The 13,123-nt window shown below is 69.7% G+C and carries 14 protein-coding genes; 7 read left to right on the plus strand and 7 right to left on the minus strand.

Annotated features, from left to right (window positions below):
* Positions 1-89 precede the first annotated feature (89 nt).
* The 3 genes from OG710_RS29420 to OG710_RS29430 are packed head-to-tail and all read left to right on the plus strand — an operon-like array spanning position 90 to position 1,872.
* The gene (locus tag OG710_RS29420; protein WP_330242085.1) at positions 90-626 is read left to right on the plus strand and encodes a VOC family protein; all 537 of its coding nucleotides are present in this window, start codon (positions 90-92) and stop codon (positions 624-626) included.
* Positions 619-1,443, plus strand: coding sequence for a MerR family transcriptional regulator (locus OG710_RS29425; protein WP_330242086.1), 825 nt, complete (start codon positions 619-621; stop codon positions 1,441-1,443). Before OG710_RS29420 ends, OG710_RS29425 begins: the two co-directional genes overlap by 8 nt.
* A 54-nt stretch (positions 1,444-1,497) precedes the next feature.
* Positions 1,498-1,872: a VOC family protein gene (locus tag OG710_RS29430; RefSeq protein WP_330242087.1), complete on the plus strand. Its 375-nt coding sequence runs from the start codon at positions 1,498-1,500 to the stop codon at positions 1,870-1,872.
* 33 nt (positions 1,873-1,905) lie between these two features.
* Here OG710_RS29430 and OG710_RS29435 read toward each other — a convergent pair whose 3' ends face one another.
* From OG710_RS29435 to OG710_RS29445, 3 genes are all read right to left on the minus strand, one after another.
* Positions 1,906-2,721, minus strand: a complete 816-nt coding sequence (locus OG710_RS29435) for an SGNH/GDSL hydrolase family protein (RefSeq protein ID WP_330242088.1) — start codon at positions 2,719-2,721, stop codon at positions 1,906-1,908.
* The gene (locus OG710_RS29440) at positions 2,708-3,277 is read right to left on the minus strand and encodes a PadR family transcriptional regulator (protein ID WP_330242089.1); all 570 of its coding nucleotides are present in this window, start codon (positions 3,275-3,277) and stop codon (positions 2,708-2,710) included. The genes OG710_RS29435 and OG710_RS29440 overlap by 14 nt, the downstream gene beginning before the upstream one ends.
* A 131-nt stretch (positions 3,278-3,408) precedes the next feature.
* Positions 3,409-4,374, minus strand: a complete 966-nt coding sequence (locus OG710_RS29445; RefSeq protein ID WP_330242090.1) for an alpha/beta hydrolase family protein — start codon at positions 4,372-4,374, stop codon at positions 3,409-3,411.
* A 171-nt stretch (positions 4,375-4,545) separates the two neighbouring features.
* Between OG710_RS29445 and OG710_RS29450 the strand changes: the two genes are divergently transcribed.
* Positions 4,546-5,163, plus strand: a complete 618-nt coding sequence (locus tag OG710_RS29450) for a TetR/AcrR family transcriptional regulator (RefSeq protein ID WP_330242091.1) — start codon at positions 4,546-4,548, stop codon at positions 5,161-5,163.
* Between the two features lie 40 nt (positions 5,164-5,203).
* The gene (locus OG710_RS29455) at positions 5,204-5,617 is read left to right on the plus strand and encodes a DUF6086 family protein (RefSeq protein ID WP_330242092.1); all 414 of its coding nucleotides are present in this window, start codon (positions 5,204-5,206) and stop codon (positions 5,615-5,617) included.
* Between the two features lie 46 nt (positions 5,618-5,663).
* Here the strand turns inward: OG710_RS29455 and OG710_RS29460 are convergent, their stop codons facing one another.
* On the minus strand, positions 5,664-6,197 hold the full coding sequence (locus OG710_RS29460) for a hypothetical protein (RefSeq protein WP_330242093.1): 534 nt from the start codon (positions 6,195-6,197) through the stop codon (positions 5,664-5,666).
* Positions 6,197-7,915 carry a hypothetical protein gene (locus OG710_RS29465; protein WP_330242094.1) on the minus strand — a complete coding sequence of 573 codons (1,719 nt, stop codon included), beginning with the start codon at positions 7,913-7,915 and terminating at the stop codon, positions 6,197-6,199. The genes OG710_RS29460 and OG710_RS29465 overlap by 1 nt, the downstream gene beginning before the upstream one ends.
* A gap of 460 nt (positions 7,916-8,375) precedes the next feature.
* On the opposite strand from OG710_RS29465, the gene OG710_RS29470 reads away from it, so the two are divergent.
* Positions 8,376-9,473 (plus strand): DUF5954 family protein, encoded by a 1,098-nt coding sequence (locus OG710_RS29470; RefSeq protein ID WP_330242095.1) that lies wholly within the window; start codon positions 8,376-8,378, stop codon positions 9,471-9,473.
* A gap of 111 nt (positions 9,474-9,584) precedes the next feature.
* Here the strand turns inward: OG710_RS29470 and OG710_RS29475 are convergent, their stop codons facing one another.
* A complete protein-coding gene (locus OG710_RS29475; protein WP_330242096.1) occupies positions 9,585-11,138 on the minus strand; it encodes an alpha/beta hydrolase in 1,554 nt (517 codons plus the stop codon).
* Between the two features lie 652 nt (positions 11,139-11,790).
* On the opposite strand from OG710_RS29475, the gene OG710_RS29480 reads away from it, so the two are divergent.
* Positions 11,791-12,324, plus strand: coding sequence for a DUF7822 domain-containing protein (locus OG710_RS29480; protein ID WP_330242097.1), 534 nt, complete (start codon positions 11,791-11,793; stop codon positions 12,322-12,324).
* Positions 12,325-12,598: 274 nt separating this feature from the next.
* On the opposite strand, the gene OG710_RS29485 is transcribed toward OG710_RS29480, so the two are convergent.
* Positions 12,599-12,955 (minus strand): hypothetical protein, encoded by a 357-nt coding sequence (locus OG710_RS29485; protein WP_330242098.1) that lies wholly within the window; start codon positions 12,953-12,955, stop codon positions 12,599-12,601.
* Positions 12,956-13,123: the final 168 nt, after the last annotated feature.

Below are 13,123 nucleotides of genomic sequence, written 5' to 3' on the forward strand. Positions count from 1 at the left end.
CGTCGGGAGCGGAGCGGGCCGGCACCCGACGCCGGGGGCCCACGGTTCCGACTTGACCCTCACGTCGCGTGAGGCCACAGGGTGGACCCATGAGCGACTACTACAACGCGTTCGAGATGAGCCCCGTCCCCGCACCCGGCCCGGACGCCGTTCCGCCGGAGCCGTTCCACGGCATCTACGGCATGCCCGCATTCGTCACGATCCCCACCACCGACCTGGCCGCATCGACCGACTTCTGGGTACGCGGTCTCGGCTTCTTCGAGCTGTTCGGCATCCCCGGCACCCTCGTGCACCTGCGCCGATGGGCCTTCCAGGACGTCCTCCTGGTCGCGGCGGACGCCGTCCCCGAGCAGCCGCCCGCGATGAGCTTCAGCTTCTCCGGCGTACTCGGCCAGATCGAACCCCTCGCCGCGGCCTGCCGCGCCCTGCGCCCCGGCTCGGTCGACGGTCCGAGGGACACCCCCTGGAACACCCGCGACGTGGAGGTCGTCACCCCGGAGAACGCCCGCGTCGTGTTCACCGCGGCGAAGCCGTACGACCCGGCGAGCGAGGAGGCGCGCAACCTCGCGGCCATGGGGATCACCGCCCCCGACGACGGGCACGGCGACAATGTGAAGCATGCCTGACACCACTGACGCCGATGGCCTGACCGTCGGACAGGTCTCGAAGCGTCTGGGCGTGACGGTCCGCGCGCTCCACCACTGGGACGAGATCGGCCTGGCCCGGCCGTCGCTGCGCACGGCCGCCGGATACCGGCTCTACACCGCCGCTGACCTGGAACGTCTGCACCGCATCGTCGTCTACCGCGAGCTGGGGCTCGGCCTGGACGGAATCCGGGCCGTCCTTGACGACCCGGCCTCGGACGTCACCGGCGCACTGCGCGCCCAGCGCTACCAGGTCGCCGAACGGATCGACCGCCTCCAGCGGCTCGGCGCCGGCCTGGACCGCATGATCGAGGCCCATGAGCGCGGCCTGACGCTCACCGTCGAGCAGCAGGCCGCGATCTTCGGCCCGCAGTGGGACCCGGACGGACCGGCCGCGGCCCGCCGGCGCTACGGCGACACGACGCAATGGCGGCAGTACGCCGAGCGCGCCGCCTCCCGCGGCCCGGAGGAGTGGCAGGCCATCGCCGAAGAGGTCGCCCGCCTCGACCGGGCCCTCGCGGACGCGATGGACGCGGGCGTCACACCGGGCAGCCCGGAGGCCGGCCGCCTCGCCGAGCGGCACCGCGAGGTCTTCGCCTCTTACTTCCCCCTCACCCGGCAGATGCAGGTGTGCCTCGGCCGCATGTACGAGTCCGATCCGGGCTTCGCCGCCCACTACGACGGCGTCCGTACGGGCCTGGCCGCATGGTTCCGCCGCGTCATCGACGCCGACGCCCGCGCCCACGGCATCGATCCGGACACCGCGACCTGGGAAGGAGAAGGCGGGGAATCCCGATGACTTCTCTCGTCTCGAACGGTCTACCCCCTACACGACCGCCGAGACGGGAGCACCATGTCCACCATCCAGCCAGTGATCCTCACCGCCGACCCGGACGCCCTGCTGGGTTTCTACACGCGGTTGTTCGACGCGGAGGAAACCTTCCGCATTCCGGAGAAGGGCCCCGCCTTCTACCGCGGCCTGCGCATCGGTGACACCGACCTGGGGCTGGTGACCAAGAAGCGGCCCGACGACCGGCCGGACGCGGGACCGCGCATTCTGCTCAGCATCGCCGTGAGCGACGTGGACGAGACGTTCAACCGGGTGACGGCCCTGGGCGGCTCTACCCAGGGCAGTCCCACCGACATGCCCTGGGGGGAGCGAGTGGCCCACATCAAGGACCCGGCGGGCAACGCCATCAACCTGACCCAGCCGGTTCGGCAGGGGTAGGCGGGGCGGGGCGCGTACGGGGTCGGCGCCGCCCTACGAAGGATCGCGGCCGGTGTCCGCCGGGCCGGCCGCGACCGGAGCCGGCGGCAGGAGCTCGGGGCGCTTGGCGGTCCTGGTGTCGCCCGACGAGCGGCCCCGCAGACGGCGTCCGAGCCACGGGCCGAGGAACCCGCCCACCCAGCGTGCCTCGGCCACCACCACCTGCCGGAGCGGCGGGACGGGCCGGGGAGGCAGCGGGAGCGTCCACGCGTCGCTGCTACCGGGGAGTTCGAGGGCGTGGGCGAGGGCGGCGGCGATCCGCTCATGGCCCAGCGGGCTGGCGTGGAGCCGGTCCGCCGTCCACAGACGCGAGTCGGTCGTCACCGGGTAGTCGGCCGTCTCGGCGACCGTCACCCCGTGACGGGCCGCCGCGGTACGGATGTGGGCGTTGAGGGCGAAGACCCGCGATCTGAGGGGCCGGGCCAGGGGCGCGATCCTGCCCAGGTCGGGAAAGGTCACGGTCACCACCCGCGCCCCGGAGGCCGTGAGCGCCGAGAACGTCGCCTCCAGGTGCCCGGCCACTTCGGCCGCGTCGAACCGGGGCCGGAGTACATCGTTCACCCCGGCGACGACGGTGGCCAGGTCGGGGCGCATCGCCAGCGCGGGCGCGAGTTGTTCCTCGCGTACCTGGCTCGCGACCCGTCCCCGTACCGCCAGGTTGGCGTACCGCAGTGCGGGGTTCACCACTGCCAGGTGTTCCGCGAGCCGGTCGGCGAAGCCGCGCAGGCCGGTCGTGTCGTCCCCGTCACCGAGCCCCTCGGTCTGGCTGTCGCCCAGGGCCACGTAGCGCAGGTATTCACCGTTCGACATGGGCGGCTTGCCTTCCTCGCAGTACCGCGGCCATCCGCCGGCACCAGTCCCTGTGACCCTGCTCGAACGCCAGACCGCGCAGACACGTGAGATACGGTCCGATCCGGGTGCCCTCGCGCAGGAACTCTTCTTCCTCCACATCACCGCGCAGCTTGCGCAGCAACGCTTCGAGGAGTTCGATCTTGGCGTCGGCCGCCGAGGCCCGGTCGTCGAGCTGCTCGATGACCGACGCGGTGCCGATACGGTCCGCGACCTGGACCTTGACCATCAGATCGTCGCGGATGGACGAGGGCTTCGCCGTGGTGGAGGCGAACTCCTCCAACAAGGCGCGGCCGGCATCGGTGACGCGGAACAGCCGCTTGTTGGGGCGAGTCTCCTGAACCACCTCCCGGCCCGCGACCAACCCCTCCCGCTCGAGCTTCGTCAGCTCCGCGTACAACTGCTGGGGCAACGCGTGCCAGAAGTTGGCGACACCGATGTCGAACGCCTTCGCCAGCTGATACCCGCTGTACTCGCCGTCCAGCAACGCCGCCAACACCGCATGCCGCAACGCCATCGAGCAGCCCCCCTCCCACATCCGTCACCGCATCATACTCAAGAAAATGACTAATCCGGTTGATGATTAGGGGAGTTGGGGGGAGGGGCTTGCCGGCAGGGGTTGCGTCCGCAGTGCCCGGCCGCGAGGGCTCACTTGGATTCGACGCGCCCCACGGCATGGTGGTCGGCCGCCAGCGCCTCGCACGCGGTCTGCCACGCCGTGGCACCGGGGTGGAGCGCGGAGTGGAGGAAGGCGGCGGCGAGCCGCGCGAGAGCCGCGACCCGCTCAGGGTTCTCGTCGGTGGTCTCGGCGGCGTCGTACCCGGCGACCCCGCCCAGTCCGTGCTCCGCGTCGAACAGGGTGAGCAGGCTCTTGGGGCTCGGGGCGAGCGTGTAGGGGTCGGCGTGCCATTCCGGCCCCATGTCCGTGAAGTGCCGCGAGTCGTCCTTGTCACCGGCGACGACCAGCGTGGGCGCGGCCATGGTCGAGAAGTCGACGCCGCCGATGACCGGCCACTGCTCGGCCATGGGCCCGTTGAACGCGTCGCCGCCCCGGCCGGGCGCGGCGAGCAGCACACCGGCCTTGATCCGGGGCTCGACGAGGTGCACCAGATCACCGGTGTCGGGGTCGGTGAGGCCCGCGCCCAGCAGAAGGGCGGCCGTGAAGCCGCCGAGCGAGTGGCCGGCGACGGCGACCTTGGACGCGTCGACCCGCCCGGCGAGCTGCGGCACAGTGTGCTCGAGTATGTCGAGCCGGTCGAGGACGTGGGTCATGTCCTCCGCACGGGACCGCCAGAAGTCGGGCGCTCCGGGTGCGTCGGCGACGAGGTGGCTCAGTGTGCGCGAGGTGAGGTGCGTGGGCTGGACGACGACGAAGCCCTGAGCGGCCCAGAGGTCGGCGAGGGGCGCGTACCCATGGAGCGAGGAGAGGTGGTTCGAGGGGCCGTGGCCGTGGGACAGAAGGATGACCGGGAGGCCGGTCCCGGTCGCGGGTGCGGACACACGCACCTGGAGATCCACGGGGCGTCCGGGCACCGGCAGGACCACGGGCCCGAAGGACAGGACCGGAACGGGGGCGACGAAGGAGTCGGCGGCAACGGGGTTGGCTGTGCTCACAGGGGGTTTCCTTTCGGTGGCACCCGCCTCCACCGGCCGTGGCGACGGGCGGAGGGCAGGGCGGACAGGAGCGCCCGCTTCGACTAAGCTGAAACGAAGCGCCGCTCCACTTAGTATCCGGAGCGCTGTTCCGCTTTGTCAATCGGTGGTCGAGGGAGTGCACGGGTGGCCATGGACAGTCCTGCGGGGAAGCCGCCGTCCCGAGGTAAGCGGGCCGACGCCCAACGCAACCGGGAGACGGTGCTCGCCGCCGCCGCGGAGGTGTTCGTCACCTCCGGCGTCGACGCGCCGATCCGCGAGATCGCCGCTCGGGCCGGAGTCGGCATGGCCACGATCTACCGCCACTTCCCCACTCGCGCGGACCTCATCACGGCCGTCTACCGCCACCAGATCGAGGCATGCGCGGAAGCCGGCCCCGACCTGCTGGCCGGCGCCGACACCCCCTTCGACGCGCTGCGCGAGTGGATCGACCTCTTCGTCGCCTTCCTCGTCACCAAGCACGGCCTGGCCGATGCCCTGCAGTCCGACGACGACCGCTTCGCCGCGCTGCACGACTACTTCCTCGACCGCCTGCTGCCGGTCTGCGCACAACTCCTCGACGCGGCGGTCGAGTCCGGCGACATCCGCCCCGGCACACAGCCGTACGAGCTGATGCGCGGCGTCGGCAACCTCTGCATCGGGCACGGCAACGACCCCCGCTACGACCCCCGCCGTCTGATCGCGCTTCTGCTCCAGGGCCTCCGGCAACCGACGGGAACCGCCGGCGCACCCCTCACGAGCGCCGAGTGAACGTAATGTCGTTTTCCCGCGACAGCAGTGAGGGACTGACATGAGCCAGTACTACGGCATAGGTGACCGAACCCTGTGGAACCCGTCGAACGGAGCCTCCCACCTCTTCAGGAGCCAACTACCCATCTACGAGGCAGAAGTGGGGCTGCCCTCCGGCATCGGCCCCATGGCGGACGACGAGTGCCGGATCGACCCCGTCGCATTCGCGGCGTTCGTCGACGCCCTGCTCGCCTGGCACAGCAGAACCAGGCACGCCGTCATGGCCACCCTGTCCGAGGGGTTCCTCACCACGGTGCTCGCTCTGGCCGAGATAGCGAACATCGAGGTGAGCTGGTACGCGGCCGAGCGAGCCGAGAGCCACTACATCAGGCTGACATCGGACCCGCAGGCCCGGGAGTGGACGGCCGCACTCAGGCAGCGCTCACACGAGTTGGTCCGGCACATGGCGTATTGAGAAAGCGGTCGTCGGTCGTCGGTCGCCGGTCGTCGGGTGGAGCGCTTCACGCCGGCGGCGAGGGCCGATCCCACCGCGCCACCAGGTCACCACTCACCACACGGAGCACCCCCTCCGTGAAGGCGATCTCGTGCGACATTCCGTGCGGGTGCGGGAGAACCTCATCCAGCTGAAGATCGCCCAGCGAAGGAAGCTCGTCGACGCGCTGAGCGAACGCGGCGGCATCGGCGACTCCACCGAAACCGGAGACCTCCGCGAGTCCGGCTTGCTCAGCCTTCACCGAGAAGGACTGAACGTCCGAGTACCGAATACGCAGACCGCTTTCATGCTTCCACTCATTCGGGGCCAGTGACAATTCGACCGACACGCTTCCGGGCCCTTCGTGCACATCCACCCGCTGGAGCGTCAGGTCCTTCACGCACCGCGCACCGCTGAAGTCGTAGTGGTCGGGGTCCGAGACGAATTCCGCCGCGCCGGCGGGCAGGTCCCGCACGATGTCCGGAAGAGCGCTGAGGTATGCGCGCGGGTCGAGATGGAAGCCGTACATGTCCCGCAGCGGTCGCACCTGAACGTACTTCATCAGCAGCCACCGGTGATGCGCTTGCGCTTCCAGTTGTCGCCCTTGATGTTCTCCGTGCCCTTGGAGCCGATGCGGCCGTCGCGCCTCAGCTCACCCACCGCCAGTCCCTTGACGAGATTGTAGACTTCGCGGGGCACCTGCACATCTGCGCTCTTCCCGTGCTTGGCGAACCACCCGTTACTGCCGAAGATCCCGATTTCCCTGCCGCTCCTGTACACGTGGATCTCGAAATCCGTTTTTCCGCCGATTTCGAACCGGTCGAGACGTCCCGTGTAATTGCTGCCGAAGTTGAGCGGGTCCTTCTTGCGCTCAGCCGCCCGGTCAGCGGGCGGCCCCAGCTCCGTACGCACCTGTCGCATCGCGCCACCCGTAGCGGCTTCTGGCGCGAGGAATCCGGAACGGAAGTCACGGAAGGCGGAGCACGGCTCGGCGCCCCCGCGTTCCTTGCCGACCTGCTTCACGAGCCTCTTGACCTCGACCGTGGCCAGAGCTCGCGCACTGATCAGGGAGTTGGCCCGCAGCGGAATCGTGTACCGCACGGGCCGGCCGCCGTTGGCGCGCGAACGGGCGCGGGCCTCCGACTTCTTCTGGGCCTCCACCGAGACGAAGGTGCCGCCCGCCCCCGGGTTGGAACAGGTGAGCCGGCCGGAGACGCCCCCGCCCTTGACCGGGAACGTCGCCGCCGGACTCGTGCAACTTCCGCCGGAACGCCCGTCGATGGTGAAGGTGGAGGTCATCACCGCAGTGATGCGACCGCCCGTGAGCCGTGCCTTGGCGTCCGTGGTGATCTGCCCCGAGAAGTGCCCCGTGGCCGTGCAGCCGCCGGCGCTGCACCGCACCGATCCGTCGCCCCGCATGGACAGCGAGATGCCGCTGTCTCCCGCCTGGCTCAGCTCCTTGGTCTGCTTCTCCAGGGTGTCGTACATCGCGGGGGCTTCTGCGGGACCGACCGGTTCGAGGTCCAGGGCCACGGTGTCCTTCCCGTCGAAGGGACCGTTCCCCGTGGATTCCGCGTCGTCCTCGGCCGGGACGGCGTAGTTCACCGTCCGTGCGGACCCGCCCGCTGCCGCGCCCTCGGGCCGTTCGAGCCGCAGCAGCCGGTAGGGTTCGCCGGCCGTGATGACCATGCGCCCGGCCGGCGTATCGAGGGCACGGGCGGGCACACCATCGACGTTGCGGTGCTCGGAGGTGTACCCGTCGCTACCGGGGTTGGCCTCCAGGTCGGCCAGGGCTTGCAGCAGCGACGCGGCGAGCTCCGGGGGAGCCGGCCGGTGCTCGGTGAGTTCGTCGGTGAGCCCGTCGTTCACGTCCGCGCCGGCGTCCCACCTGCTCGGTTTCTTCTTTCCGGCCTCGGCCGCAGGGTCCAGACGCCACCGGGTGAACGTCTTCCCTCCGACGTTGAGGAATTCGCGGTCCAGCTCCGCACTGCCGAAGCCGTTGCTGCCGAAGCGGCTCCCGGCGGAGGTGACGGTGACCTCGCGTTCCATCATCCCGCCCGGCAGGTCGTCCTTGTAGCGCAGCCCCGGTGCGGTGACGAGGTCGACCAGCGCGAGACGGTAGGGCGCGAGCAGCCGGGGATCGGGCTTCGTCTGCCCGGCGTCGTCGGACGAAGCGGGAGAACGGGAGTGGTCGTCGCCGAGAAGGCCGAGTCCGGCGACGAGCGCGAGAACGAGCACACCCACGCCGGCGGTGAGCAGCAGCACCGCAGGTTTGCCCACGCGGAGAAATGGTTTACGAGGCCCTCCGGGCCCACCGGGCGGGCCAGGAGGATGCGGCGGCAAGGGCGGGTACGGCCCCACCGGCGGCACGGGCCCCCCATGGGGTGCCTGCCAGGGCCCACCAGGTGGTGGACCGAACACACCGCCCTGGCCCCAGCGGTCCTCGTGCTGCTCCGGCGTTGCCATCGAATCTCCTGAACGTGCCGCCGACCCGGCGGTGCGCTCAAGGGAGAACGCTGCGGGACCAGCCCCTGCCAGCCTGAAAACTGGAACTATGCGGGAGTAAGCCGTGATCGGCAACAGTCTTTCACGCCAAAGGACCCGTAGACATCCGTGTGGTCGTGCAGATGTACGACTGAGGAGCGACTGTTCGTACGGTGCGTGGCTCCCACCAGCCACGGGGGAGTGGTCTTGCGGCAAATCGCCCTGAAGGGCTGCCTGTTGTCACCAGGATGTGGGCATGAGGCAACAGGACGCCATGGGCCAGCAGCCCGTTCTCGTAAGAATTCCGGTCGAGCCCGTCGAGGCCGCGATGGAGGCCGACGCCCGCGATGCGGCATTGCGCCAGACGGTGGCGGTACGCGGACCGGTCTTCGGGGTGGTTTCGCAGAAGGAGGGGGAGGGACGACGGTGGCGGGTGGTCATCGAGGTGACCCACAGCTGTCCGCAGGTGGCGCGGGACGAGCTGAACTCGCGGCTGTGGTTCAGGGCGAAGGACGACGCGAAGGACAAGACGGAGCGGCGCGCGCTGCTCGCGGCGGTCAGCCGGCTGGAGACCGAAGAACTCACCGATCTCACGGTGCTCGATACCCGATACCGCGTGGTGCGCGCCGAGGAGTACGCGGGCATGAACGCGGACGGGGGCCTGGAGTTTCCGCGGCCCACCGATGTGGAACCGCTCAACCCGACCTGGGACCACTCAAGTGGTCCGGGTGTCGATGACGGCCTGGTCCTCGACCCGGACGCGCCTCTGTCTCCGGTCCAGGGGGTGGAACGGCTGTCTCTGAGGTCTCTCGCCTACACCGGGAGCAGATATCCCGACAACGTACGCCGCGATTCCGCTCGGGCCGTGAAGACCCACCCCGACGTCGTGCTCATGCCGACCGGCTTCATGGTCGTCGAGCGTTCCGGCGACAAGGGCTGGACGATGGGAGGCCGGCTGCACGCCACCCCGCACGACGCGCGCAAGTCCCTGAACTTCATCCTGACCGTGTGGGAGCCACGCATGCGGGGCCTGATCCCCATCGGCGCCCTCATGGACACCGACGCACACAGCGTCGTCGCGGAGGGGACCAGCCCGGCAGTCGCGGAACTGGCCGAGTACGCGGCGGCCTCCGACCGGCTCCGTGAGGGCATGCTCAACGAGCTCGAGGCCCACGGCACCACGTACCGGATCGCCCGTATCCGGCGCCTGGTGCGCTGGGGCCCGGACGGCCCGGAATCCCAGCGCCCCTCGGACATCGCCTCCCAGCCTCCAGCCGTCCTGCACCTCCGCCTCGACGAGGACGGTGTGGTCCACCCGGACGAGCCCGAGGAGGAGAAGAGCACGTCATCGTGATCGTACGGTGAACTCGGCCGGCGCGCCTGCCCTCTGGCGGGCGCCCGCTGAGCCGAGGATGGCGCACACCTGGACGCGGTCGAGCAGAAAGCGCTTCACGCCTCGGCCCCGTCAGGACATGCTCCCCTCACACACCGTCCCCGGAGCCGGGGTGCGGCCCGTCCGCAGATACCGGTCGACCGCCTCGACGACGCAGCGGTTCCCCGGATACGTACCGTGTCCCTCCTCCTCGGCCGTCAGGAGCACGCCGACGCCTTTGCCCAGGTCCCGCGCCATATGGCGGGCTCCGGCGTACGGGGTGGTCGGATCACCGGTGCCGCCGACCACCAGGACGGGTGCCGCACCGCCCGCGTCCACCTGGAGCGTGGCGCGCTCGCCGTCGAAGGGCCACTCGAAACAGAGGTACACCCCGGTGGACCAGGCCGCGCCGAAGACGGGCGAGGCGGCTTCGACGCGTGCCGCGTCCTCGGCGAGGCGCTCGACATCGGGCCGCAGGCTGGAATCCGCGCAGGTGATCGCGGTCAGGGCGGTGCGGCCGTTGTCGTGGGGCGCGTCGGCGGCCTCGGCCGCGCCACCGTCGTCCAGGCCTTCGCTCAGCGGGCCGCCGTCATTGTGGTCGATCAGCGCGGTGAGGGCCTTGGCGAGCGGCGACCAGCCATCCGTACCGCGGTCGAGGAAGCCGCTGACGGCGTACGCGAGGTTGTCGGCGTCGAGGCTGCTCCCGGCAGCCGCCGGGGCGGACTTCTTCTCCAGGCGGTCGGCCAGACGCGTCATGCGCCGCGCCGCCTCCTTCGGTCCGTCGCCGGTCGGGCAGTCGCGCATACGGGCCGCGCAATGCTCAGCGAACCTGTCGAAGGCTGCCTGCACCGCCTTGACCTGCGACACCTGCTCCTCGGTGAGGTCCTTGGTCGGATCGACGGACGCCTCCAGGACTAGTCGTCCCACGTGCGACGGAAACAGATGGGCGTAGACGGCACCGAGCGCCGTCCCGTACGACACACCGAAGTAGTGCAGCCGCTTGTCGCCGAGGAGATAGCGCATCAGCTCCATATCGCGGGCGGTGTGCGAGGTGCCGATGTACGGCAGGATCGCCCCCGAGTGCTTCGCGCAGGCGTCGGCCCCCTCATAGCCCATGTCGTCTGCGGTCTTCCCGCAGCGCACGGGAATGGTCGCGCCGACGCCGCGCGGATCGAAGGAGACCAGGTCGTAGCGGTCGAGAAGCGACTCGTACTGTCTGATGTGATCGGGCAGTCCACTCACGCCGGACACACCGGGACCACCGAAGTTGAGGACGAGCGAGCCGATGCGCCGGGCGCTCGACCCGGTCGCCTTCCGACGTATCAGGGACACGTCGATGGTCTTGCCCGTCGGCTTCCGGTAGTCGAGGGGAGCCTTCATCACGGCGCAGTCGTATCCCGTACGCGCGCGGGGCGGTGAGGTGCAGCGGGACCAGCGCAGATGCTGGCCGGTGGTGAGCGCGGTGGGCAGACCGGCGGGCGGATTGCCTGCGGCGAACTCCGTACGAGGCGGCGCACTCCGACCGCCGGAGTCGCGCTGGAGCCAGGCGCCGACGGCACCGACCGCGACGAGGAGCACCACGGCCATGATGCGCGCACCGACCGAGAGGCCCGGCCTGCGGCTTCGGATCGGATGTACGTCATGCATGAAAGTCCCCGTGCCCCCACAGCCGTGATCGTCGACTGAGTGCAGAGTACAAGCCACCTCCGACAACTCGACCCACGTACAGCCACCCGGTACACGCACCGGTCCGCAGCCGTCCGGCAGGCTGCCGCGCTCCGGTGGCGGGGTGCGGAAGGCCGATCCCAGTCTTGGGCATGCTGCCCGCAGTGGAAACGGGCGAGGAGTGGGGGACGCCGTCGTCGTCGGCGAGAGCGTGATGCGCCCCGGCGTGGAGGACCTCTGCACGCGCCTGGGGCTATGCCCGTGCCTGGCGCAACGAGCCGACGCCAATCAGGGCAACCGCTCTGGTAACCCGTGACGTAGGTCTCCAGTCGCCGCTCTGGGAGTACGGGACGGAGACGAGGGTTCCCCAGCTGTAGCTGTTCTCGCAGTTGTAGCTGTTGTACGCCTTGACCGTGAGCTCGCCCCGCCACCACCAGCCGAAGATCGGGGGTGTTGCCGCCCGAGTTGATGTTGAAGCAGCCGAGGCTCTCCGCGCCGTTCTGGACCTGGTCCAACGGCCGAACAACGTGCCTCCAACGGGAGCCCGGTAGTGGTGAGCCGACCGAGCCGAGTGGGCGGTACGAAGGTTTGCCGGTTTCCGGCGTTGTCGGTCCCCGGTGCTAGCGTCCCCACCATGGCAAATCGCTCGTATCTCTACGCCGCCGACTCGACGCCGAACGAGGCGGACATACCCAAACCAATCCGGTGCATATCCGAGCACAATTGGGCCATTCCGCTCGCGCACAAGCTTCTGGTGGGACGAGGGACGACGATCGTCCCGTCCATGATCTGGAACCCCCGCATCGGCATTGCCGCGGACTACGCCGATGGGGCGGCCTTGCTCCGTGACCTGCTGCACGCGGTCGGCAAGGGCCTGGAGAACGACGCCGAGTTCAACGAGTGCGTGGCCAGGACCACGGCCCACCTCGAGAAGCAGCAGGCGAAGTACTTCATCCTCGAAACCGGGGAGATCGTTTCGATGGAGGGCGACGATCCCGTAGCGAGCGTGCAGTACCTGGTGTCGACCGACATCCCCGACACCGTGGCCAAGGCCGAGGCGGCGATCGCCGGTCGAAACGATGACTGGCTGACCGCACTGCGCACCGACTGGCAGAACCACTTCGCGTCCTTCTACAGCGAGACGCTGTACTTCTCCTTCCCTAACTGACCGACTGCCGACCCCGCTGACGCCGGCGCCGCCCTCCGGAAGGGAGGCCGCGCCGGCGCGGGTCGCGCTGGTGATCGGCACCCTTCCGCTCCTCCACCGCCTCCGCCACGCGTACCGGCTCCCCGGCAGACGTCGATGCCGGTCCGGGTGATGCTGCAGGTCCCACGACGGGTGATGCTCGCTCCGGCGCCGTGGCACGGACCCGCCTCGTACCGTACGGAAGGGGCCCGTCGCAGTCGGTAGGACGGCGACGGCCCGGCAGACCGCTGCGCCCTTACAGCCGACGCTCTTTTGCCACGATGTCACGTGCGTACTGGTCGTCCGGTCCGATCTCCTGGATCGCCCCCTCGGCTTCTTGCACCCGACCCGTCTCGCACAGCAGCCGCACAAGCACGTACAAGGCGCCACGGTCACCCTCTTCGGCGCGGTCGCGCAGCGCCGCCGCCATGCCCCGTTCTCGAAGCAATCTGTTGAGCCGCCGACGTGCGTGGCTGTCCGTGAGGGCACGCTTCGTAAGCTCTGGAATCCGTCCTGCCCGGGCCAGCAGATCCATGTGCCACAGGTGGTTGTCGTGCATGTCGGGATCGTCCGAGAAGCATTCGGCACGCGGGTGTACCAGCGCGATAGCCACGTCCCATTCTTGAAGCTGTTCCGCCGTCCGAGCCCGCTCCAACCAGTCCACAGAACGATTATCGCCCGTCGGCCCGCACAACAACGCAGCCGGAGTAGCCGCCATCGAGGGTGCAACCGAGCGACGGGGGAGCGATCGGAGTACGGCGCCCGGCGCCACGCGACCCGC

This window comes from Streptomyces sp. NBC_00525 (genome assembly GCF_036346595.1).
GTDB lineage: Bacteria > Actinomycetota > Actinomycetes > Streptomycetales > Streptomycetaceae > Streptomyces.

Excerpts from the sequence above, each read along its gene's own strand:
- OG710_RS29420 (WP_330242085.1), top strand. The coding sequence starts at position 90 with ATGAGCGACTACTACAACGCGTTCGAGATGAGCCCCGTCCCCGCACCC.
- OG710_RS29425 (WP_330242086.1), top strand. The coding sequence starts at position 619 with ATGCCTGACACCACTGACGCCGATGGCCTGACCGTCGGACAGGTCTCG.
- OG710_RS29430 (WP_330242087.1), top strand. The coding sequence starts at position 1,498 with ATGTCCACCATCCAGCCAGTGATCCTCACCGCCGACCCGGACGCCCTG.
- OG710_RS29435 (WP_330242088.1), bottom strand. The coding sequence starts at position 2,721 with ATGTCGAACGGTGAATACCTGCGCTACGTGGCCCTGGGCGACAGCCAG.
- OG710_RS29440 (WP_330242089.1), bottom strand. The coding sequence starts at position 3,277 with ATGGCGTTGCGGCATGCGGTGTTGGCGGCGTTGCTGGACGGCGAGTAC.
- OG710_RS29450 (WP_330242091.1), top strand. The coding sequence starts at position 4,546 with ATGGACAGTCCTGCGGGGAAGCCGCCGTCCCGAGGTAAGCGGGCCGAC.
- OG710_RS29455 (WP_330242092.1), top strand. The coding sequence starts at position 5,204 with ATGAGCCAGTACTACGGCATAGGTGACCGAACCCTGTGGAACCCGTCG.
- OG710_RS29460 (WP_330242093.1), bottom strand. The coding sequence starts at position 6,197 with ATGAAGTACGTTCAGGTGCGACCGCTGCGGGACATGTACGGCTTCCAT.
- OG710_RS29470 (WP_330242095.1), top strand. The coding sequence starts at position 8,376 with ATGAGGCAACAGGACGCCATGGGCCAGCAGCCCGTTCTCGTAAGAATT.
- OG710_RS29475 (WP_330242096.1), bottom strand. The coding sequence starts at position 11,138 with ATGCATGACGTACATCCGATCCGAAGCCGCAGGCCGGGCCTCTCGGTC.
- OG710_RS29480 (WP_330242097.1), top strand. The coding sequence starts at position 11,791 with ATGGCAAATCGCTCGTATCTCTACGCCGCCGACTCGACGCCGAACGAG.